Annotated in this window: 16 protein-coding genes, 8 tRNA genes, 4 rRNA genes and 1 other annotated feature; all 28 genes read left to right on the top strand. The window is 47.2% G+C overall.

Annotation, left to right across the window (positions count from 1 at the left end):
- Positions 1–336 carry a dihydroneopterin aldolase gene (folB, locus tag BV455_RS08380; RefSeq protein ID WP_017435420.1) on the top strand — a complete coding sequence of 112 codons (336 nt, stop codon included), beginning with the start codon at positions 1–3 and terminating at the stop codon, positions 334–336.
- The gene (gene folK / locus BV455_RS08375) at positions 337–864 is read left to right on the top strand and encodes a 2-amino-4-hydroxy-6-hydroxymethyldihydropteridine diphosphokinase (protein ID WP_017435421.1); all 528 of its coding nucleotides are present in this window, start codon (positions 337–339) and stop codon (positions 862–864) included.
- On the top strand, positions 816–1,037 hold the full coding sequence (locus BV455_RS08370; RefSeq protein ID WP_017435422.1) for a helix-turn-helix domain-containing protein: 222 nt from the start codon (positions 816–818) through the stop codon (positions 1,035–1,037). The genes folK and BV455_RS08370 overlap by 49 nt, the downstream gene beginning before the upstream one ends.
- A gap of 16 nt (positions 1,038–1,053) precedes the next feature.
- Positions 1,054–2,055: a tRNA dihydrouridine synthase DusB gene (dusB, locus tag BV455_RS08365; protein ID WP_017435423.1), complete on the top strand. Its 1,002-nt coding sequence runs from the start codon at positions 1,054–1,056 to the stop codon at positions 2,053–2,055.
- An 88-nt stretch (positions 2,056–2,143) separates the two neighbouring features.
- Complete coding sequence (lysS, locus tag BV455_RS08360) at positions 2,144–3,628, top strand: lysine--tRNA ligase (RefSeq protein ID WP_017435424.1); 1,485 nt, start codon at positions 2,144–2,146, stop codon at positions 3,626–3,628.
- Positions 3,629–3,988: 360 nt separating this feature from the next.
- Positions 3,989–4,105, top strand: a 5S ribosomal RNA gene (gene rrf / locus BV455_RS08355).
- Between the two features lie 9 nt (positions 4,106–4,114).
- A tRNA-Val gene (locus tag BV455_RS08350) sits at positions 4,115–4,190 on the top strand.
- A gap of 149 nt (positions 4,191–4,339) precedes the next feature.
- A tRNA-Lys gene (locus BV455_RS08345) sits at positions 4,340–4,415 on the top strand.
- 4 nt (positions 4,416–4,419) lie between these two features.
- A tRNA-Leu gene (locus BV455_RS08340) sits at positions 4,420–4,504 on the top strand.
- Positions 4,505–4,526: 22 nt separating this feature from the next.
- A tRNA-Gly gene (locus BV455_RS08335) sits at positions 4,527–4,601 on the top strand.
- A gap of 6 nt (positions 4,602–4,607) precedes the next feature.
- Positions 4,608–4,693: transfer RNA gene (locus BV455_RS08330), tRNA-Leu, on the top strand.
- Between the two features lie 3 nt (positions 4,694–4,696).
- A tRNA-Arg gene (locus BV455_RS08325) sits at positions 4,697–4,773 on the top strand.
- A 3-nt stretch (positions 4,774–4,776) separates the two neighbouring features.
- Positions 4,777–4,850, top strand: a tRNA-Pro gene (locus BV455_RS08320).
- Positions 4,851–4,862: 12 nt separating this feature from the next.
- Positions 4,863–4,935: transfer RNA gene (locus tag BV455_RS08315), tRNA-Ala, on the top strand.
- A gap of 325 nt (positions 4,936–5,260) precedes the next feature.
- Positions 5,261–6,816 (top strand): 16S ribosomal RNA (locus tag BV455_RS08310).
- A gap of 323 nt (positions 6,817–7,139) precedes the next feature.
- Positions 7,140–10,070, top strand: a 23S ribosomal RNA gene (locus BV455_RS08305).
- A gap of 235 nt (positions 10,071–10,305) precedes the next feature.
- A 5S ribosomal RNA gene (rrf, locus tag BV455_RS08300) occupies positions 10,306–10,422 on the top strand.
- The 16S, 23S and 5S rRNA genes sit together here with 8 tRNA genes alongside, the layout of an rRNA operon.
- A 240-nt stretch (positions 10,423–10,662) precedes the next feature.
- The gene (locus BV455_RS08295; RefSeq protein ID WP_017434048.1) at positions 10,663–11,124 is read left to right on the top strand and encodes a CtsR family transcriptional regulator; all 462 of its coding nucleotides are present in this window, start codon (positions 10,663–10,665) and stop codon (positions 11,122–11,124) included.
- Positions 11,125–11,138: 14 nt separating this feature from the next.
- Complete coding sequence (locus BV455_RS08290) at positions 11,139–11,687, top strand: protein-arginine kinase activator protein McsA (RefSeq protein ID WP_017434047.1); 549 nt, start codon at positions 11,139–11,141, stop codon at positions 11,685–11,687.
- 4 nt (positions 11,688–11,691) lie between these two features.
- Positions 11,692–12,780 carry a protein-arginine kinase McsB gene (locus BV455_RS08285; RefSeq protein WP_017434046.1) on the top strand — a complete coding sequence of 363 codons (1,089 nt, stop codon included), beginning with the start codon at positions 11,692–11,694 and terminating at the stop codon, positions 12,778–12,780.
- Positions 12,780–15,215, top strand: coding sequence for an ATP-dependent protease ATP-binding subunit ClpC (clpC, locus tag BV455_RS08280; protein WP_017434045.1), 2,436 nt, complete (start codon positions 12,780–12,782; stop codon positions 15,213–15,215). Before BV455_RS08285 ends, clpC begins: the two co-directional genes overlap by 1 nt.
- Positions 15,216–15,297: 82 nt before the next feature.
- A complete protein-coding gene (gene radA, locus BV455_RS08275; protein WP_017434044.1) occupies positions 15,298–16,671 on the top strand; it encodes a DNA repair protein RadA in 1,374 nt (457 codons plus the stop codon).
- A 112-nt stretch (positions 16,672–16,783) separates the two neighbouring features.
- Positions 16,784–17,878, top strand: coding sequence for a PIN/TRAM domain-containing protein (locus tag BV455_RS08270; RefSeq protein ID WP_042410146.1), 1,095 nt, complete (start codon positions 16,784–16,786; stop codon positions 17,876–17,878).
- Positions 17,879–17,901: 23 nt separating this feature from the next.
- A complete protein-coding gene (gene ispD / locus BV455_RS08265) occupies positions 17,902–18,588 on the top strand; it encodes a 2-C-methyl-D-erythritol 4-phosphate cytidylyltransferase (RefSeq protein WP_042410144.1) in 687 nt (228 codons plus the stop codon).
- Between the two features lie 16 nt (positions 18,589–18,604).
- A complete protein-coding gene (gene ispF, locus BV455_RS08260) occupies positions 18,605–19,081 on the top strand; it encodes a 2-C-methyl-D-erythritol 2,4-cyclodiphosphate synthase (protein ID WP_042410141.1) in 477 nt (158 codons plus the stop codon).
- A 104-nt stretch (positions 19,082–19,185) separates the two neighbouring features.
- Positions 19,186–20,646 carry a glutamate--tRNA ligase gene (gene gltX, locus BV455_RS08255; protein ID WP_042410139.1) on the top strand — a complete coding sequence of 487 codons (1,461 nt, stop codon included), beginning with the start codon at positions 19,186–19,188 and terminating at the stop codon, positions 20,644–20,646.
- A 46-nt stretch (positions 20,647–20,692) separates the two neighbouring features.
- Positions 20,693–20,924 (top strand) — a binding site (T-box leader).
- Positions 20,925–21,015: 91 nt separating this feature from the next.
- Positions 21,016–21,687: a serine O-acetyltransferase gene (gene cysE, locus BV455_RS08250; RefSeq protein WP_017434039.1), complete on the top strand. Its 672-nt coding sequence runs from the start codon at positions 21,016–21,018 to the stop codon at positions 21,685–21,687.
- Positions 21,665–23,065 (top strand): cysteine--tRNA ligase, encoded by a 1,401-nt coding sequence (gene cysS, locus BV455_RS08245; RefSeq protein ID WP_017434038.1) that lies wholly within the window; start codon positions 21,665–21,667, stop codon positions 23,063–23,065. Before cysE ends, cysS begins: the two co-directional genes overlap by 23 nt.
- Positions 23,066–23,069: the final 4 nt, after the last annotated feature.

Genomic DNA, 23,069 nt, shown 5'->3' with positions numbered 1-23,069 from the left:
ATGGAGTTTTATGGGTATCATGGTGTTCTTCCGGAAGAAAATGCGCTTGGGCAACGCTTTGTTGTCGATGTCACCTTGGAAACGAATTTACAGAGGGCTGGAAAGAGCGATCGGTTAGAAGATACGATTAATTATGCGGAAGTATACAATATGTGCCGCCAAATTGTTGAGAAAAGAAAGTTCGCGCTGATTGAAGCAGTAGCAGAGGCGATCGCTGGGCAAATTTTATCTTCTTTTCCAACTGTTATTCGCTGTACCGTTAAAGTCACCAAACCAAATCCGCCTATTCCAGGCCATTATGAATCCGTAGCGGTAGAAATCGTAAGGGGTCGTTAGATGGAAAATTATGCGTATATTGCGTTAGGGTCTAATATCGGGAACCGACTATATTATTTGCGGGAAGCAGTCAAAGCATTGGACAACCATGAGCAAATTTCTGTCACTGCTACCTCGTCTATTTACGAGACAGAACCAGTCGGTTACATCAACCAAGATAAGTTTTTAAATATGGTTGTCAAAATTACTACTGCCCTTTCTCCTTTTGCATTGCTTGAGGTGACGCAAAAAATCGAACAAAGATTTGGAAGAAAGAGGGAAATACGCTGGGGACCAAGAACGTTAGACCTTGACATTTTACTATATAATCATGAAAATATTGAAACAGAGCAGCTTATCATTCCACACCCGCGTATGACGGAACGGGCGTTTGTGATGATTCCATTATTAGAAATAAATCATGATATTCATATCCCAAATGTTTCCCAATGCCTGGAAGACTTCATAGATCGACTACCTGACAGAGAAGGAGTTCGTATATGGAAGCAGAAAAATGGGGAAGACGTATTCGCGCTTTTCGGAAGCTAAAAGGATATACACAAGAAAGGTTGGCAAAAGAACTGGGGATTTCCATATCGATACTGGGAGAAATTGAACGAGGAAATCGCTTTCCGTCGGAGCAATTAATCCAACAAATTGCCGAACGGTTAAATATATCTGTAGAGGAGCTGGCTCCGCCGCAGTTAGAGTCGAGAGAATAGGAAAGGAGGTAAACCGATGTTTAAAATCGGCGATGTAGAGATTAAAAACCGTGTCGTTCTTGCCCCAATGGCTGGAGTGTGCAATTCCGCATTTCGCCTTACGGTGAAAGAATTTGGGGCAGGGCTTGTTTGTGCGGAAATGGTAAGCGATAAAGGAATTGTCTATCATAATGAAAAGACGCTAGAAATGTTATATATTGACGAGCGGGAAAAGCCGTTAAGCCTGCAAATTTTTGGTGGGGAAAAAGAAACGCTTGTCAAAGCGGCCAAATTTGTCGACAAAAACACGAATGCCGATATCATTGACATTAATATGGGATGCCCTGTTCCAAAAATTACGAAATGTGATGCAGGGGCGAAATGGCTTTTAGATCCAAATAAAATTTATGATGTGGTTGCCGCCATTGTAGATGCGGTGGAAAAACCGGTAACGGTAAAAATGCGGATCGGCTGGGATGAAAATCATATTTATGCGGTAGAGAATGCCCAAGCCGTCGAACGGGCCGGCGGTAAAGCAGTCGCAGTCCATGGACGAACAAGAGTGCAGATGTACGAAGGAAAAGCAGATTGGAATATCATTAAACAAGTAAAAGAGGCAGTCAACATCCCTGTGATCGGAAACGGCGACGTAAAAACCCCGCAAGATGCAAAACGGATGTTGGAAGAGACAGGGGTTGACGGAGTAATGATTGGACGTGCGGCTCTCGGAAATCCATGGGTCATCTACCGTACAGTCCGTTATCTAGAAACAGGAGAGTTAATTCCAGAACCAACGGCTAGAGAAAAGGTGGATGTATGTCTTTTGCATTTAGACCGTTTAATTGCATTAAAAGGAGAATATATTGCTGTCAAGGAAATGCGCAAACATGCGGCATGGTATTTAAAAGGGGTGCGCGGAGCGGCAAAAATTCGCAACGCGATTAATGAATGCGAAACTCGTGAACAGCTCGCTACTCTATTGCTCAATTTCGTCGAAGAAGTGGAAAACAGACCGAAAACAGATGCACAGGCTGTATAAGAAACGAATGAAACGATTGCAGTGACGACTGCCAGCCTTCGCTGGCAGTATTTTTCATAAAAAACTTGTTAAATGGAGTGAATGGTGTATGAGTCACGAAGAATTAAATGATCAATTACTCGTCCGTAGGGAAAAATTAAAAAAATTGCAGGAAATGGGAGTAGATCCGTTCGGAAAACGGTTTGAACGCACACATAAAGCGCAAGAGCTGTTTGATTTATATGGCGATTTGTCGAAGGAAGAACTTGAGGAGCGGCAAATACAAGTGGCCGTCGCGGGACGGATTATGACAAAACGCGGCAAAGGAAAAGCGGGGTTTGCCCATATCCAAGATGTGACGGGGCAAATTCAAATTTACGTTCGCCAAGATGAGGTCGGCGAAGACCAATACGAGCTTTTTAAAATTTCCGATTTAGGCGATATTATCGGCGTTCGTGGAACAGTATTCAAAACAAAAGTAGGGGAGCTTTCGATTAAAGTATCATCCTACGAATTTTTAACGAAATCGCTGCGTCCGCTTCCAGAGAAATATCATGGCTTAAAAGATATTGAACAGCGCTATCGTCAGCGGTATTTAGACTTAATTATGAATCCAGAAAGCAAAAATACATTTATTACCCGCAGTTTAATTATTCAATCAATGCGGCGCTATTTGGATAACCATGGCTATTTGGAAGTAGAAACGCCAATGATGCATACTGTTGCTGGGGGAGCGGCAGCGCGTCCGTTTATCACCCATCACAATGCACTTGATATGACGTTGTATATGCGAATTGCGATTGAGCTTCATTTGAAACGTTTAATTGTCGGCGGCTTGGAAAAAGTGTATGAAATCGGACGCGTGTTCCGCAATGAAGGCATTTCGACACGGCATAATCCAGAATTTACGATGCTGGAACTATACGAAGCATATGCCGATTTCCGCGATATTATGAAGTTGACAGAAAATCTGATCGCCCATATCGCGCAGGAAGTATTAGGAACGACCAAAATTCAATATGGCGAGCATGTAGTGGATTTAACGCCAGAATGGAAACGGCTTCACATGGTCGATGCGATTAAAGAATACGTAGGGGTTGACTTTTGGAAGCAAATGAGCGATGAGGAAGCGCGGGAATTAGCAAAAGAACACGGTGTAGAAATAGCGCCGCATATGACGTTTGGGCATATTGTCAATGAATTTTTCGAGCAAAAAGTAGAGGACAAGCTCATTCAGCCAACATTTGTTTACGGCCACCCGGTAGAAATCTCGCCGTTAGCGAAGAAAAATCCAGATGACCCACGCTTTACCGATCGTTTTGAGTTGTTTATCGTCGGCCGTGAACACGCAAATGCCTTTACCGAATTAAACGATCCAATCGATCAGCGCCAACGCTTTGAAGCGCAACTAAAAGAACGTGAACAAGGAAATGACGAAGCGCATGAGATGGATGAGGACTTCCTCGAAGCTCTTGAATACGGAATGCCGCCAACAGGCGGTTTAGGGATTGGTGTGGATCGTCTTGTCATGTTGTTAACCAATTCCCAGTCTATCCGTGATGTATTGTTATTCCCGCAAATGCGTCATAAATAGGATGTTCCTTTCCCCTATGGGTGTTTTGCCCATAGGGGAAATGTTTTAAAAATAAATAGTTGACTTTTAAGTATAAATTATATAAAATAATAAATGCTGTTTTCGAAAAAAGAAAGAGGAATCAAGAGTTGACAATAAGATTTTTAGATGATATATTATGAAAGCTGCTTTGAAAGACAGATGACGGTGTATTAAAGGCGAATACAATACATAAGAAACACCTAAAGAAAAAGCTGTCAAATTAAGAGAAGATTTTGCTTTTATGAACAGCAAGAAGCGAGTTTTAGCGAATTTTGATGCAATAAAATAGTTCTTGACAATGTTATCGGTTGAACTATAATAGAATTTGTCTATCACTTGCCTAGTGGCTATAGCGGAGAGGAAACACCCGTTCCCATCCCGAACACGGAAGTTAAGCTCTCCAGCGCTGATGGTAGTTGGGGCCAGCGCCCCTGCGAGAGTAGGTCGTCGCTAGGCAGTTGTTGTGGAGGATTAGCTCAGCTGGGAGAGCACTTGCCTTACAAGCAAGGGGTCGGCGGTTCGATCCCGTCATCCTCCACCATTTTCAATAAATAAAAAACATTAGCTTCGTGGGAAGCGACGAGCTAAACATCCATGAATTCGCTACGAGTTGCCTCGACGCATTCAACATCTTCGAATTCGCTAGTAGAGGAAGAGGTAACGAAAAAACAATGAGTGTCTTCACCACATGAGCCATTAGCTCAGTAGGTAGAGCATCTGACTTTTAATCAGAGGGTCGGAGGTTCGAGTCCTCCATGGCTCACCATCTTGCGGGTGTGGCGGAATTGGCAGACGCGCTAGATTCAGGGTCTAGTGCCCTTTACGGGCGTGGGGGTTCGAGTCCCTTCACCCGCATTCTTTCTTGATAATATTAATTGCGGAAGTAGTTCAGTGGTAGAACACCACCTTGCCAAGGTGGGGGTCGCGGGTTCGAGTCCCGTCTTCCGCTCCATCATTCGCCGGGGTGGCGGAATTGGCAGACGCACAGGACTTAAAATCCTGGGGTAGGTAACTACCGTGCCGGTTCGAGTCCGGCTCTCGGCACGTGCGCTCGTAGCTCAATTGGATAGAGCATCTGACTACGGATCAGAAGGTTAGGGGTTCGAATCCTCTCGAGCGCGCCATAGCGGGAAGTAGCTCAGCTTGGTAGAGCACATGGTTTGGGACCATGGGGTCGCAGGTTCGAATCCTGTCTTCCCGATTTTGGTCATATGGGGCCTTAGCTCAGCTGGGAGAGCGCCTGCTTTGCACGCAGGAGGTCATCGGTTCGATCCCGATAGGCTCCACATTTTAGGTAAGTTCCTTGAAAACTGAACAAAACGAAGCGTCCACATAGAAAAGCTGAAGCGCCGAGATCAGCTCTCGAAGCCAAATGTTCTTCACCCGCAGAAGTGCTTGCACTTCGAGGGGGAAGGTTATTTGGCGCAAGAGAGCTAGGCGCTGAAGCTGGACAATACGAAAAGCGAAGGCGAGCGCCTAACGCCGGAAGGAAAATGTTCTTCCGACGAGACATGCTTGCATGTCGACGGAGGAAGGTTATTTTCCGCAAGGCGTTGCGAGCCGGAGCTGGACAATGCGAAAAGCTGAAGCTGAAAACAAGCCAATCAACTTTCTATGGAGAGTTTGATCCTGGCTCAGGACGAACGCTGGCGGCGTGCCTAATACATGCAAGTCGAGCGGACCGAACAGGAGCTTGCTCTTGTTTGGTTAGCGGCGGACGGGTGAGTAACACGTGGGTAACCTACCCGTAAGACCGGGATAACTCCGGGAAACCGGAGCTAATACCGGATAACACCGAAGACCGCATGGTCTTTGGTTGAAAGGCGGCTTCGGCTGTCACTTACGGATGGGCCCGCGGCGCATTAGCTAGTTGGTGAGGTAACGGCTCACCAAGGCGACGATGCGTAGCCGGCCTGAGAGGGTGACCGGCCACACTGGGACTGAGACACGGCCCAGACTCCTACGGGAGGCAGCAGTAGGGAATCTTCCGCAATGGACGAAAGTCTGACGGAGCGACGCCGCGTGAGCGAAGAAGGTCTTCGGATCGTAAAGCTCTGTTGTTAGGGAAGAAGAAGTACCGTTCGAATAGGGCGGTACGGTGACGGTACCTAACGAGAAAGCCCCGGCTAACTACGTGCCAGCAGCCGCGGTAATACGTAGGGGGCGAGCGTTGTCCGGAATTATTGGGCGTAAAGCGCGCGCAGGCGGTCCCTTAAGTCTGATGTGAAAGCCCACGGCTCAACCGTGGAGGGCCATTGGAAACTGGGGGACTTGAGTGCAGAAGAGGAGAGCGGAATTCCACGTGTAGCGGTGAAATGCGTAGAGATGTGGAGGAACACCAGTGGCGAAGGCGGCTCTCTGGTCTGTAACTGACGCTGAGGCGCGAAAGCGTGGGGAGCAAACAGGATTAGATACCCTGGTAGTCCACGCCGTAAACGATGAGTGCTAAGTGTTAGAGGGGTCAAACCCTTTAGTGCTGTAGCTAACGCGTTAAGCACTCCGCCTGGGGAGTACGGCCGCAAGGCTGAAACTCAAAGGAATTGACGGGGGCCCGCACAAGCGGTGGAGCATGTGGTTTAATTCGAAGCAACGCGAAGAACCTTACCAGGTCTTGACATCCCCTGACAACCCTGGAGACAGGGCGTTCCCCCTTCGGGGGACAGGGTGACAGGTGGTGCATGGTTGTCGTCAGCTCGTGTCGTGAGATGTTGGGTTAAGTCCCGCAACGAGCGCAACCCTCGCCCCTAGTTGCCAGCATTCAGTTGGGCACTCTAGGGGGACTGCCGGTGACAAACCGGAGGAAGGTGGGGATGACGTCAAATCATCATGCCCCTTATGACCTGGGCTACACACGTGCTACAATGGGCGGTACAAAGGGCTGCGAACCCGCGAGGGGGAGCCAATCCCAAAAAGCCGCTCTCAGTTCGGATTGCAGGCTGCAACTCGCCTGCATGAAGCCGGAATCGCTAGTAATCGCGGATCAGCATGCCGCGGTGAATACGTTCCCGGGCCTTGTACACACCGCCCGTCACACCACGAGAGCTTGCAACACCCGAAGTCGGTGAGGTAACCCGCAAGGGAGCCAGCCGCCGAAGGTGGGGCAAGTGATTGGGGTGAAGTCGTAACAAGGTAGCCGTACCGGAAGGTGCGGCTGGATCACCTCCTTTCTAAGGATGACACGAAAAGCGAAGGCGACTGCCCTTATGGGCTAGTCGGAAGTGGGCGCTTACGTTTTGTTCGGTTTTGAAGGAATATAACTATTCCTTCAAGAGTTTTGCGCCTGCGTCTTCCAGTGAATTCAAAGAAGCTGGATTCCTCGGCGCAAGGCAGCAAAGAAGTGAATTCAAAGGCAGTAGCCTTGTTCAGTTTTGAAGGAATATTAGTTATTCCTTCAATGGTTTAGGTCTGTATCTATAAGCAGATGCGGAAAATAAGTTCGTTCCTTGAAAACTAGATAACCGAAAGGAAGAAGCCGAGAAGCGCTGATGTTGGTTAAGTTAGAAAGGGCGCACGGTGGATGCCTTGGCACTAGGAGCCGATGAAGGACGGGGCAAACGCCGAAACGCTTCGGGGAGCTGTAAGCAAGCGTTGATCCGGAGATGTCCGAATGGGGGAACCCACTGCCCGTAATGGGGCAGTATCCATACCTGAATCCATAGGGTATGGAGGGCACACCCGGGGAACTGAAACATCTTAGTACCCGGAGGAGAAGAAAGCAAACGCGATTCCCTGAGTAGCGGCGAGCGAAACGGGAACAGCCCAAACCAAGAGGCTTGCCTCTTGGGGTTGTAGGACCACTCACATGGGAGTGACAAAGGAACGGGGTAGACGAAGCGGTCTGGAAAGGCCCGCCAGAGAAGGTGACAGCCCTGTAGTCGAAACTTCGTTCCCTCCCGAGTGGCTCCTGAGTACGGCGGGACACGGGGAATCCCGTCGGAAGCAGGGAGGACCATCTCCCAAGGCTAAATACTCCCTAGTGACCGATAGTGAACCAGTACCGTGAGGGAAAGGTGAAAAGCACCCCGGAAGGGGAGTGAAAGAGAACCTGAAACCGTGTGCCTACAAGTAGTCAGAGCCCGTTAATGGGTGATGGCGTGCCTTTTGTAGAATGAACCGGCGAGTTACGATGGCGTGCGAGGTTAAGTCGAAAAGACGGAGCCGCAGCGAAAGCGAGTCTGAATAGGGCGTATAGTACGTCGTCGTAGACCCGAAACCAGGTGATCTACCCATGTCCAGGGTGAAGGTAGGGTAACACCTACTGGAGGCCCGAACCCACGCACGTTGAAAAGTGCGGGGATGAGGTGTGGGTAGGGGTGAAATGCCAATCGAACCTGGAGATAGCTGGTTCTCCCCGAAATAGCTTTAGGGCTAGCCTCAAGGGAAGAGTCTTGGAGGTAGAGCACTGATTGAGCTAGGGGCCCTCATCGGGTTACCGAACTCAGTCAAACTCCGAATGCCAACGACTTATCCTTGGGAGTCAGACTACGAGTGATAAGATCCGTGGTCGAGAGGGAAACAGCCCAGATCACCAGCTAAGGTCCCAAAGTGCACGTTAAGTGGAAAAGGATGTGGAGTTGCCCAGACAACCAGGATGTTGGCTTAGAAGCAGCCATCATTTAAAGAGTGCGTAATAGCTCACTGGTCGAGTGACTCTGCGCCGAAAATGTACCGGGGCTAAACGTGCCACCGAAGCTGTGGGATGACCGCTGGTCATCGGTAGGGGAGCGTTCTAAGTGCGTCGAAGCGAGACCGGAAGGACTCGTGGAGCGCTTAGAAGTGAGAATGCCGGTGTGAGTAGCGAAAACAGAGGTGAGAATCCTCTGCACCGAAAGCCTAAGGGTTCCTGAGGAAGGTTCGTCCGCTCAGGGTTAGTCGGGACCTAAGCCGAGGCCGAAAGGCGTAGGTGATGGGCAACAGGTAGAGATTCCTGTACCACCTCCTCACCGTTCGAGCGATGGGGGGACGCAGGAAGGTAGGGCGAGCAGGCTGCTGGAATAGCCTGTCCAAGCGGTTAGGCTGCCAGATAGGCAAATCCGTCTGGCATAAAGGCTGAGCCGTGATGGCGAAGGGACCATCGGTCCCGAAGTCCCCGATCCTACACTGCCAAGAAAAGCCTCTAGCGAGGTGAGAGGTGCCCGTACCGCAAACCGACACAGGTAGGCGAGGAGAGAATCCTAAGGTGCGCGGGAGAACTCTCGTTAAGGAACTCGGCAAAATGACCCCGTAACTTCGGGAGAAGGGGTGCTCTCTTGGGTGATGAGCCCGAGGGAGCCGCAGTGAAAAGGCCCAAGCGACTGTTTATCAAAAACACAGGTCTCTGCGAAGCCGAAAGGCGAAGTATAGGGGCTGACACCTGCCCGGTGCTGGAAGGTTAAGGGGAGCGCTTAGCGAAAGCGAAGGTGCGAACCGAAGCCCCAGTAAACGGCGGCCGTAACTATAACGGTCCTAAGGTAGCGAAATTCCTTGTCGGGTAAGTTCCGACCCGCACGAAAGGTGTAACGACTTGGGCACTGTCTCAACGAGAGACCCGGTGAAATCATACTACCTGTGAAGATGCAGGTTACCCGCGACAGGACGGAAAGACCCCGTGGAGCTTTACTGCAGCCTGATATGGAATTTTGGTATCGCTTGTACAGGATAGGTGGGAGCCTGGGAAGCCGGAGCGCCAGCTTCGGTGGAGGCGCCGGTGGGATACCACCCTGGCGGTATTGAAATTCTAACCCGCACCCCTTATCGGGGTGGGAGACAGTGTCAGGTGGGCAGTTTGACTGGGGCGGTCGCCTCCCAAAAGGTAACGGAGGCGCCCAAAGGTTCCCTCAGAATGGTTGGAAATCATTCGGAGAGTGCAAAGGCACAAGGGAGCTTGACTGCGAGACGGACAGGTCGAGCAGGGACGAAAGTCGGGCTTAGTGATCCGGTGGTTCCGTATGGAAGGGCCATCGCTCAACGGATAAAAGCTACCCCGGGGATAACAGGCTGATCTCCCCCAAGAGTCCACATCGACGGGGAGGTTTGGCACCTCGATGTCGGCTCATCGCATCCTGGGGCTGTAGTCGGTCCCAAGGGTTGGGCTGTTCGCCCATTAAAGCGGTACGCGAGCTGGGTTCAGAACGTCGTGAGACAGTTCGGTCCCTATCCGTCGCGGGCGCAGGAAATTTGAGAGGAGCTGTCCTTAGTACGAGAGGACCGGGATGGACGCACCGCTGGTGTACCAGTTGTCCCGCCAGGGGCACCGCTGGGTAGCTATGTGCGGAAGGGATAAGCGCTGAAAGCATCTAAGCGTGAAGCCCCCCTCAAGATGAGATTTCCCATCGCGTCAAGCGAGTAAGATCCCTCGAAGATGACGAGGTCGATAGGTCCGAGGTGGAAGCGTGGCGACACGTGGAGCTGACGGATACTAATCGATCGAGGACTTAACCAAGAAAAGCGTAGGCGAGCGGTTCGCCGCGAAGGGCAAATGTTCTTCGCCTGGAGGGATGCTTGCATCCCGAAGGCGAAGGTTATTTGACCCCGAGCGGCGGCGAGCCGGAGCTAGACAGTACGAAAAGCGCAGGACGCCCGGCTTCTTCCAAGCAGACGGTTATCTAGTTTTGAAGGAATGAAAACCTCTTGACAATGAGTATAGTTCCATTATAATAAAACTTGTCCATTACTTGCCTAGTGACTATAGCGGAGAGGAAACACCCGTTCCCATCCCGAACACGGAAGTTAAGCTCTCCAGCGCCGATGGTAGTTGGGGCCAGCGCCCCTGCAAGAGTAGGTCGTCGCTAGGCAGGATGAAGAAGCATGTCTTTCTTATGAAGGGCATGCTTCTTTTTTTGCCTCATTTGTTTATTTTTCTTTCCTTGACCATATGTAAAACCGATATTGGTGTTTCATTTTTGGCAAAAAAGGATATCCTATGACTAGTCATTTTTGTCGGTAACTCTTGCATTTTTTTGTAATACACTATATAGTAGAGGTAAGGTCAAATATAGTCAAAGTCAACTTTGATTGTTAAGGAGGAGGGTAGAGTGCCAAATATTTCTGATATCATTGAGCAATATTTAAAACAGGTATTAAATATGAGCGACGAAGACATTGTCGAGATTAAACGCAGTGAAATTGCTAATAAATTTCAGTGCGTTCCATCACAAATTAATTATGTGATCAATACAAGGTTTACGCTCGAGAGAGGGTATATTGTCGAAAGCAAACGTGGAGGCGGCGGCTATATCCGCATTATGAAAGTGAAAACGAAAAGCGAGGCGCAATTAATCGATCAATTGTTGGAATTAGTCGGACACCGCATCAGCCAATCCAATGCAGAAGATATCATTGAACGCCTTGTCGAGGAAAAAGTCATTTCTGAGCGGGAAGCAAAGATTATGTTAAGCGTGATGGATCGCTCTGTTTTATATATCGATTTGCCGCAGCGGGATGAGCTGCGGGCGCGCATGCTCAAAGCGATGTTAACATCGCTGAAATACAAATAGGGGAGGGGACCGCGTTGATATGTCAAGAGTGTAAACAAAGACCAGCGACGATGCATTTTACGAAAATTATCAACGGCGAAAAAACCGAATTTCATCTTTGTGAACAATGCGCGAAAGAGCATGGCGATATGTTTATGTTTTACGAAAACGATGATTTTTCTTTAAACAATCTATTAGCCGGATTGCTTAATTTCCAAACGCCGATGAAAGAAATGACCACCAATACGTTCTCAGGCCCGGATATTTTACAATGTGAAACATGTAAAATGACCTATCATCAATTCACCCAAATCGGGCGCTTTGGCTGCTCCGACTGTTATCGGACATTTGCGCGATATTTGCCCCCAATATTAAAAAGACTTCATAGCGGAAATACGACCCATTCCGGGAAAATACCGAAACGAAAAGGCGGAGTGCTTCATCTGCGCAAACAAATCTTCGTCCTAAAACAAAAGCTGCAGGAACTTGTAGCGAGAGAGGAATTTGAAAAGGCGGCAGAAGTCCGCGACCAAATTCGTTCTTTGGAATATCAGCTGCGTCAGCGTGGAGAGGGGGAAATGTAGCGGTATGTCATTTGAAAAGTTTTTTAATACGGCCGTTAGTTCTTGGATGAGCCAGGAAGGTCCTGATTCCGATATCGTGTTAAGCAGCCGTATCCGTTTGGCACGAAACATCGTTGACTTCCGTTTCCCAACCGTGTTTAGCAGCGAGGAGGCACAACAAATTGTTTCCCTATTCGAACAGACATTTGCCCATCGCTCTTATCATTCGGTCGGACGTTTTGAATTGTTAAAAATGTCAGAGCTTCAGCCGATTGAAAAAAGGGTATTAGTAGAAAAACATCTAATTAGCCCACATTTGGCAGAAGATTCGCCATTCGGTGCTTGCCTGCTATCGGAAAATGAAGAAGTGAGTATTATGATTAACGAAGAAGACCATATTCGCATTCAATGCTTATTTCCAGGGTTGCAATTAACCGAAGCATTGGAAGCAGCGAATGAGCTGGATGATTGGATTGAAGAGCATGTGAATTATGCCTTCGATGAAAAACTCGGCTATTTAACAAGCTGCCCAACCAACGTTGGGACAGGGATGCGCGCCTCTGTGATGATGCACCTTCCTGCCCTCGTTTTAACACAGCAAATCAACCGCATTATTCCAGCTATTAATCAATTGGGGTTGGTAGTACGCGGAACATACGGAGAAGGAAGTGAGGCTTTAGGTAATATATTTCAAATATCAAACCAAATTACATTAGGAAAATCAGAGGAAGATATTGTCGAAGATTTACAAAGCATCGTTAAGCAATTAATCGCCCAAGAGCGAATGGCAAGGGAGGCATTAGTCAAAACTTTAAACATAAAATTAGAAGACAGAGTATTCCGCTCGTATGGAATATTGGCCAACTGTCGGATGATTGAATCGAAAGAAGCGGCGCAGTGTTTGTCCGACGTGCGTTTAGGAATTGATTTAGGATACATTAAAAATATTTCGCGCAATATTTTAAATGAGCTAATGATTTTGACGCAGCCTGGGTTTTTGCAACAATACGCCGGCGGTGCGCTGAGACCAGAGGAGAGGGATGTTCGTCGAGCGGCATTAATACGGGAACGTCTGAAAATGGAAGAGAGAAAAAATATGGAGGGTGATGAATAATGATGTTTGGCAGATTTACGGAACGGGCGCAAAAAGTATTAGCGCTAGCCCAAGAAGAAGCGATACGCCTGGGCCATAACAATATTGGCACGGAACATATTTTGTTAGGACTGATCCGCGAAGGGGAAGGAATCGCAGCGAAAGCATTAATGGCGTTGGGACTTGGGCCGGAAAAAATTCAAAAAGAAGTGGAGTCGCTGATTGGTCGCGGACAAGAAGTTTCCCATACGATTCACTATACACCGCGGGCGAAAAAGGTTATTGAATTATCCATGGACGAAGCGAGAAAACTTGGCCATTCCTATGTGGGCACCGAACATATTTTGCTTGGTCTTATTCGCGAAGGCGAAGGGGTGGCGGCCCGTGTACTTAACAACTTGGGAGTCAGCTTGAATAAAGCGCGCCAGCAAGTATTGCAGCTGCTCGGAAGCAACGAATCGGTTTCGGGCCATTCAGGAAGCGGTGCTTCCCATGTCAGCACGCCGACATTAGACAGCTTGGCCCGCGATTTAACGGCGATTGCCCGCGAAGGTCGATTGGACCCTGTTATTGGCCGAAGCAAAGAAATTCAGCGCGTAATTGAAGTGTTAAGCCGGCGCACGAAAAATAACCCGGTGTTGATCGGGGAGCCTGGTGTAGGGAAAACGGCAATTGCTGAAGGGCTTGCGCAGCAAATTGTCAACAATGAAGTGCCGGAAACGCTCCGCGATAAGCGGGTGATGACGCTGGATATGGGAACGGTCGTAGCCGGTACGAAATATCGCGGCGAGTTTGAAGATCGTTTGAAAAAAGTGATGGATGAAATTCGTCAGGCGGGGAATATCATTCTGTTCATTGACGAGCTTCATACTTTGATTGGCGCCGGCGGAGCAGAAGGCGCGATCGACGCATCGAACATTTTAAAACCGGCTCTTGCTCGCGGGGAGCTGCAATGTATCGGTGCGACGACATTGGATGAATACCGCAAATATATTGAAAAGGATGCAGCACTAGAACGCCGCTTCCAGCCGATTTATGTTGACGAGCCAACGGTGGAAGAATCGATTCAAATTTTAAAAGGGCTGCGTGACCGTTATGAAGCGCATCACCGTGTTTCTATTTCCGATGAAGCGATCATTCAAGCGGTCAAATTATCCGACCGGTATATTACAGATCGTTTTCTCCCGGATAAAGCGATTGACTTAATTGATGAAGCTTGCTCAAAAGTCCGTCTTCGTTCCTTTACCGCTCCGCCGAAATTAAAAGAACTGGAACAAAAACTGGAGGAAATCCGGAAAGAAAAAGATGCTGCAGTACAAAGCCAAGAATTTGAAAAAGCGGCTTCCTTGCGTGATATGGAGCAACGGCTGCGTGAAGAACTAGAAGAAACAAAACGGGCATGGAAGGAAAAGCAAGGCCAAGAAAATTCGGAAGTAACGGTCGAGGACATTGCCATGGTCGTATCGAGCTGGACAGGAATCCCAGTTTCAAAATTGGCGCAAACAGAAACCGAGCGCTTGCTGAAACTAGAAGAAATTTTACATTCGCGTGTCGTTGGGCAAGACGAGGCCGTCAAAGCCGTAGCAAAAGCAGTGCGCCGCGCCCGTGCTGGATTAAAAGATCCAAAACGTCCAATCGGCTCATTTATTTTCCTTGGACCGACTGGGGTTGGAAAAACGGAGCTGGCCCGAGCGCTTGCTGAAGCGATGTTCGGCGATGAAGACGCTCTTATCCGCATCGATATGTCGGAATACATGGAGAAACACTCGACGTCCCGTTTAATCGGATCGCCTCCTGGTTATGTCGGATATGAAGAAGGCGGCCAGCTGACCGAAAAAGTGCGCCGCAAGCCGTATTCGGTCGTATTGCTGGATGAAATGGAAAAAGCCCATCCGGACGTATTTAACATTTTGCTGCAAGTGCTAGAAGACGGTCGTTTAACCGATTCGAAAGGAAGAACGGTAGATTTCCGTAATACGATTATCATCATGACGTCGAACGTCGGCGCGGACGCGTTGAAACGGAATAAATACGTCGGCTTTAGCGTCCAAGATGAAGATCAGAAGTACAAAGACATGAAAGGAAAAGTCATGGATGAGTTAAAGAAAGCGTTCCGTCCGGAGTTTTTAAACCGAATTGATGAAATTATCGTCTTCCATTCGCTCGAAAAACAACATTTAAAACAAATTGTCAGACTGATGGCAGACACATTAATCAAACGCTTAAAAGAGCAAGATATTGATTTAGAGCTGACGGATGCGGCGATTGAAAAAATTGCCTCGGAAGGATATGACCCAGAGTATGGTGCTCGCCCACTGCGCCGCGCTCTACAAAAACATATCGAAGACCGTTTGTCGGAAGAGCTGTTAAAAGGAACGATTGCAAAAGGACAAAAAGTCATTGTCGATGTTAAAGACGGAGAATTCGTTGTATTATCAGAACAAGCGGTAATGTAATCAAAGTTTTTGCGAAAGGTATGCGGCAGCTCCATTGCCCATACCTTTTTGTTTCAATGTAAAAAAAGAGAGGGTTTTTTCGATGGGGAAAAAGAAAACGAAATTTGTTTGTCAAGAATGCGGCTATGAATCAGCGAAATGGCTTGGAAGATGTCCGGGATGCAACACTTGGAATTCGCTGGTCGAAGAAATAGAGCGAGTAAAGCCGGCAACAAGAGGAGTGTTTGTCCATTCTGCATCTGATGCCTTGGCTAAACCGGTGCCGATTACTACCGTAACGACCACGCAGGAGCCGCGCATGCAAACGAATATGTCCGAATTTAACCGCGTATTAGGCGGAGGAATTGTAAAAGGTTCGCTCGTGTTAATCGGCGGGGATCCTGGTATTGGAAAGTCAACGCTTTTGTTGCAAGTTTCTGCGCAGCTTGCTGCGATGCAGCATAAAGTATTGTATATATCAGGCGAAGAATCGATTAAGCAAATGAAGCTGCGCGCTGACCGCCTCCATGTGGTCTCCGATCAATTGTATGTGTTAGCGGAGGCAGATTTGGAATATATTGTAGAAGCAATAGAAAATATTCACCCTGCTTGTGTGGTCATTGACTCTATTCAAACCGTGTATCGCGCTGATATTACATCTGCTCCGGGAAGTGTGGCGCAAGTGCGCGAATGCACGGCAGAATTAATGAAAATCGCGAAAACGAAAGGAATCGCTGTTTTTATCGTCGGGCATGTGACGAAAGAGGGTGCCATTGCCGGTCCGCGAATTTTAGAGCATATGGTTGATACTGTTCTTTATTTCGAAGGGGAGCGGCATCATACGTATCGCATTTTGCGGGCGGTAAAAAACCGGTTTGGTTCTACCAATGAAATTGGCATTTTCGAAATGAGGGATGTAGGGCTTGCCGAAGTCGAAAATCCTTCAGAGGTGTTTTTGGAAGAACGCTCCCGCGGTGCGGCGGGTTCAACGGTTGTCGCGGCGATGGAAGGAACTCGTCCTGTATTAGTCGAAATTCAAGCGTTAGTATCGCCAACGAGCTTTGGCAATCCGCGGCGGATGGCAACCGGTATTGACCATAACCGTGTTTCTTTGTTGATGGCGGTATTAGAGAAGCGGGTAGGTCTGCTTTTGCAAAATCAAGATGCCTATTTGAAAGTGGCAGGAGGAGTCAAATTGGATGAACCAGCGATTGATTTGGCGATCGCCGTCAGCATTGCCTCCAGCTTTCGCGACCAGCCGACGAATCCGTCTGATGTGATTATCGGCGAGGTCGGTTTAACCGGGGAAGTGCGCCGCGTGTCCCGCATCGAACAGCGCGTGCAAGAGGCCGTCAAATTAGGCTTTTCTCGTATTATTATTCCAAAAAACAACTTAACGGGCTGGAATCCTCCTAAGCATATAACGGTCATTGGTGTATCCCACGTTTCCGAGGCGCTCGAGCATACGTTGCAGTAAAATCGTTACAAACCTATGCCAAATGTTTAAAAAACATTAAAAACTATGCTATTATTGGTTTCAAACATTGGAAACTGTTTATAATGTTAAATAGGGAGGTGAAGATCCAGACATGGTAAAGCGGATCGTGCAGCTATTTTTTCTTGTTGTCGGAGGAACATTAGGTGCTGTTTTTTTGCCTGATTTATTGCGGATCATGCATATAAGCACTGTCCCGCTCTTAAATAATTCCTATACATTGGCAATATTAGGGGCAATTATTTTCTTTATGTTGACATTTTGGCTAGTCGATTATGTAGTTGATATGATTCGTTGGATGGAAGAATCGCTCGTTAAAGTGCCTGTTGCCGATTTATTGTTTGGCAGTTTAGGGCTTATTTTTGGCCTTATTATCGCATTTTTAGTTGTCATGCCGCTGCAATCGTTTCACATTCAAGTTGTCAATACGGTTCTGCCAATCTTTTTGACGATTTTGCTCGGTTATTTAGGATTCCGCGTTGGTTTTAGCAAACGGCATGAATTAATGAACTTATTTTCTCTTTCTAACCGAATGGCGAAGAGAAAAAGTGGAGAAGGAGAGGCAGAGCAGCCAAAGGGCGGTTCAGTGAAAATTTTAGATACAAGCGTCATTATTGACGGTCGGATTGCAGACATTTGTCAAACTGGTTTTTTAGAAGGACCCATTGTCATTCCGCGCTTTGTGCTGGAAGAATTGCAACATATTGCCGATTCTTCCGATGTGTTGAAACGCAACCGCGGCCGCCGCGGGCTGGACATTTTAAATCGCATCCAAAAAGAATTGGATATAAAAGTAGAAATTTATGAAGGCGATTTTGATGATATTCAGGAAGTCGACAGCAAGCTGGTGAAGTTAGCAAAATTGTTATCAGGAGTTGTCGTTACGAACGATTTTAATTTAAATAAAGTATGTGAGCTGCAAAATGTGCGTGTTCTTAATATTAACGATTTAGCCAATGCGGTGAAACCGGTTGTTCTGCCTGGGGAAGAATTAAACGTCCATGTCATCAAAGATGGCAAAGAGCATAATCAAGGAGTAGCGTATTTAGATGATGGCACGATGATCGTCGTCGAGGATGGAAAAGAGTACATTGGCAAACGGGTTGACGTATTGGTGACGAGCGTGTTACAAACATCTGCAGGGAGAATGATTTTTGCCAAGCTAAAACTGTTGCAAAAAGCACTTTAAACAAATGAATAGGGGAAACGGCAATGAAGTATGAGGTAGTCATTCCAGCAGCTGGGCAAGGAAAGCGAATGAGAGCGGGAGTGAATAAACAGTTCATTGAGCTTCGTCATGAACCGTTGATCGTGCGCACATTGAAAGTGTTTGACAGCGATGAATGGTGCGACGGCATTATTGTGGTGATTAACGAAGCGGAAAGAACCCGATTTGAACAATTATTTTCCCGCTTTCATCTCAACAAAATTATCGCAGTGGTCAACGGCGGCAAAGAGCGGCAGCATAGCGTGTACAATGGGCTGAAAGCGCTCAAAAACAGCAATATTGTCCTTATTCACGATGGCGCCCGTCCATTCGTTACCGTGGAGCACATTCATGAATTAGTAACAGCAGCAAATGAGTATGGCGCAGCGGTTCCGGCGGTTCGCGTCAAAGATACGATCAAGAAAGTCCACGGACAGTTTGTGAAAGAGACGATGGAACGTTCTAGCTTGTGGGCTGTACAAACTCCACAAGCTTTTCATGTTTCTCTCATTTTACAGGCACATGAGCAAGCAAAAAAGGAAGGTTATATCGGCACGGACGATGCCAGCCTCGTCGAGCGAATCGGCGGAAAAGTAAAGATTGTGGAAGGCGATTACCGCAATATTAAATTAACGACACCGGATGACCTATTGTTTGCGGAAGCGATTTTATCGAGCCGCGCCAGTTTATAACGGGAGGGGGAACGACATGTTTCGCATTGGTCAAGGATTTGATGTGCATCAGTTTGTTCATGGTCGTCCTTTAATTATAGGTGGCGTTCGCATTCCCTACGAAAAAGGGCTGCTTGGCCATTCCGACGCCGACGTATTGCTGCATGCGGTTGCAGACGCTTGTCTAGGGGCGATCGGCGCCGGCGACATCGGGAAGCATTTCCCGGACACGGACAACCGTTTTAAAGACGCGGATTCCGCGTTATTATTAAAACATGTATGGGAGCTAGTCAAACAGCAAGGATACGTGCTTGTGAACGTCGATTGCACGATTATTGCGCAAAAGCCGAAAATGGCGCCATATATTGAACAAATGAAAGAGAAAATTGCCGAATTGTTAGAAGGAGAACCATCACAAGTCAATGTAAAAGCCACAACGACGGAAAAGCTGGGCTTTACCGGCCGGGAAGAAGGAATTGCTGCGCAGGCAGTCGTATTATTGCAAAAACGGTAAGCTTCTGCGATGGACTGTATCGCGGAAAACAATCTATTTTGAACTCTGCCGCGATAAAATGTACAATAGTGGTACAAGCTTGATTATATTGGAGGTTATCAACAATGGCACAAGAAGTACGAGTGCGCTATGCACCAAGTCCAACCGGCCATTTGCATATTGGCGGGGCGCGGACAGCTTTGTTTAACTATTTATTTGCCCGTCATCATAACGGAAAATTTATTGTACGCATTGAGGATACGGATATTGAACGCAACGTAGAAGGCGGCGAACAATCGCAGCTGGAAAATTTAAAATGGCTCGGTATTGATTATGATGAATCCGTCGATAAAGACGGAGGATATGGTCCGTATCGCCAAACAGAACGTCTTGATATATACCGTAAATATGTTGATGAACTTTTAGAAAAAGGATACGCCTATAAATGTTTCTGTACGCCGGAAGAGCTCGAAAAAGAGCGGGAAGCACAAAGAGCAGCAGGCATCGCGGCGCCGCAATATAGCGGAAAATGCCGCCATTTAACGAAAGAACAAGTTGCCAAATTGGAAGCGGAAGGAAAGCCATATACGATCCGCATCAAAGTTCCTGAAGGAAAGACATATGAATTTGAAGATATGGTGCGCGGAAAAGTGACGTTTGAATCGAAAGATATCGGCGATTGGGTTATTATGAAAGCGAACGGCATCCCGACATACAATTTCGCCGTTGTCATCGATGATCATTTAATGAAAATCACACATGTGTTCCGCGGCGAAGAGCACTTATCGAACACGCCGAAACAGCTGATGGTGTACGACTATTTCGGCTGGGAGCCGCCGCAATTTGCCCATCTAACCTTGATCGTAAATGAGCAGCGCAAAAAGCTTTCGAAACGCGACGAGTCGATTATTCAATTTGTCTCGCAGTATAAGGAGCTTGGCTATCTTCCGGAAGCGATGTTCAACTTTTTTGCGCTGTTAGGCTGGTCGCCGGAAGGAGAAGAAGAAATTTTCTCGAAAGAAGAACTAATCCGTATTTTTGATGTTTCCCGATTGTCCAAATCGCCGTCGATGTTCGATACGAAAAAGCTGACATGGATGAATAACCAATATATTAAAAAGCTAGATTTAGACCGGCTGGTGGAAATTTCTTTGCCGCATTTAATTAAAGCAGGGCGCCTGCCGGAGCAAATGAGCGAAGAACAGCGGCAATGGGCGCGCGATTTAATTGCCCTATATCAAGAGCAAATGAGTTACGGAGCAGAAATTGTAGAGCTATCGGAGCTGTTCTTTAAAGAAGAGATTGAGTATAATGAAGAGGCAAAACAAGTGTTGGCGGAAGAACAAGTTCCGGATGTATTGAAAGCATTTTTAGAAGAAGTGAAGCAACTCGAGCCATTTACGGCGGACAATATTAAAGCGGCGATTAAATCCGTGCAAAAGTCGACAGGACAAAAAGGGAAAAAATTGTTTATGCCAATCCGCGTCGCCGTAACCGGGCAAACTCACGGTCCGGAATTGCCGTTTGCGCTCCAATTACTAGGAAAAGAAAAAGTGATCAGCCGATTAGAAAAAGTTATTCATTAACCATTTTTGTACGCTTTTCATATAGTTAAGTAAAAATGAAAATATGGAAAAAGCGTTGATGAGGAGAAGTAGGAAACATTGGCATTCCAGAGAGAATCACCTTGGCTGGAAGTGATTCATGACCGATGTTTTCCGAAATGCCCCTCGGAGCCTCCTTTCGAACCGGAACAGGGACGTTCTGTAGTAGATGGGAGCGGAGTTTCTCCGTTATCAGACTAGAGCGGGCTAAACGATCGTTTAGCTAAACAGAGTGGAACCGCGCGCAGAGCGTCTCTGTGTCTTTGGCACAGAGGCGCTTTTTTCTAATGAAAAAACAAAACCGTTATCGATATAATGCAAATTATTGAATAATGGTGGAGGGAGGACTATATGTTTAAAACACTAAAAGAAGATATTGAAGTGATTTTTGAGCAAGACCCGGCGGCAAGAAGCTATTTAGAGGTGATTTTAACGTATTCCGGTTTGCATGCGATTTGGGCGCATCGCATTGCTCATGCGTTGTACAAACGTAAATTTTATTTTCTCGCCCGTTTGATTTCGCAAATCAGCCGCTTTTTTACCGGTATTGAAATTCATCCGGGAGCGAAAATCGGCCGTCGCTTTTTCATCGACCATGGCATGGGAGTGGTTATTGGCGAAACGTGTGAAATTGGCGATAATGTAACTGTATACCAAGGCGTAACATTAGGCGGGACCGGGAAAGAGAAAGGGAAGCGCCATCCGACGATCAAAGATAACTGCTTAATTGCGGCAGGAGCAAAAGTGCTTGGATCGATTACGATCGGGGAAAACTCGAAAATAGGCGCTGGTTCGGTCGTCTTAAAAGACGTGCCGCCAAACTCGACCGTTGTCGGGATTCCGGGACGGGTGGTTGTCCGTGACGGGGTGAGAGTGAAAAAAGACTTAAACCATACAGACTTGCCAGATCCAGTGGCTGATCGCATTAAAGAGCTGGAAGCGGAAATTGCCAAATTGCGCAGCGAAATCGAGAGCTTAAAACAGGAAAGGAAGAGCGAACATGAGCAGCATTCGGCTTTATAATACGCTAACAAGAAAAAAAGAAACGTTTGAACCGCTCGAACCAAATAAGGTGAAAATGTATGTATGCGGTCCGACGGTATATAACTATATTCATATCGGCAACGCCCGCGCCGCGATCGTATTTGATACCATTCGACGCTACTTAGAGTTCCGCGGCTATGAAGTGACATATGTATCCAATTTTACCGATGTCGATGACAAATTAATTAAAGCAGCGCGGGAGCTAGGGGAAGATGTACCGACGATTGCCGAGCGGTTTATTCAAGCATATTTTGAAGATATTACCGCACTCGGCTGCAAAAAAGCGGATGTGCATCCGCGCGTCACCGAAAATATCGATGTCATTATTGCGTTTATTCAAGCGCTAATCGATAAAGGGTATGCATATGAAGTCGACGGCGATGTGTATTATCGCACAAGAAAATTTGCGGAGTACGGAAAACTTTCTCACCAGTCCATTGACGAACTAAGAGCGGGAGCGCGCATCGAAATCGGGGAAAAGAAAGACGACCCGCTTGACTTTGCTTTATGGAAAGCGGCAAAAGAAGGGGAAATTTGCTGGGACAGCCCGTGGGGAAAAGGCCGTCCGGGATGGCATATCGAATGCTCAGCCATGGCGCGCAAATATTTAGGAGATACGATTGATATTCATGCTGGCGGCCAGGATTTGACATTTCCTCATCATGAAAATGAGATCGCCCAATCGGAAGCATTAACGGGAAAACCGTTTGCAAAATATTGGCTGCATAACGGATATTTAAATATTAACAATGAAAAAATGTCAAAATCGCTTGGCAACTTCGTGCTCGTTCATGATATTATCCAGCAAATCGATCCACAAGTGCTACGGTTCTTTATGCTTTCGGTTCATTACCGCCATCCGATCAACTATAGCGACGAGCTGTTAGAAAGCGCGAAAAAAGGATTAGAACGGTTAAAAACATCCTATTTTAACTTAAAACATCGATTGCAAAGCAGCACCAATTTAACTGATGACGACGAGCAATGGCTTGAGCGGATTTACGAGCAGCATGAGGCGTTTATCCGCGAAATGGACGACGATTTTAATACAGCTAATGGAATCGCCGTGTTATTTGAGCTGGCGAAACAAGCGAATTTATATTTGCATGAGAAAAATACATCGGAACGCGTCATTCATGCGTTTTTACGCGAGTTCGAACAGCTGCTCGATGTGCTTGGCATTACGCTGCAAGAGGAAGAATTATTAGATGAGGAAATTGAAGAGCTTATCAAAAAGCGGAATGAAGCAAGAAAAAACCGCAATTTTGCCTTAGCCGATCAAATTCGTGATCAATTAAAAGCGAAAAACATTATTTTAGAAGATACGCCGCAAGGAACAAGATGGAAAAGAGGATAAAAGG

This window comes from Parageobacillus caldoxylosilyticus (genome assembly GCF_019272935.1).
Classification (GTDB): domain Bacteria; phylum Bacillota; class Bacilli; order Bacillales; family Anoxybacillaceae; genus Saccharococcus; species Saccharococcus caldoxylosilyticus.
The sequence above is the reverse complement of the archived record's forward strand: the minus strand, read 5'-3'. Positions and strand labels throughout refer to the sequence as shown.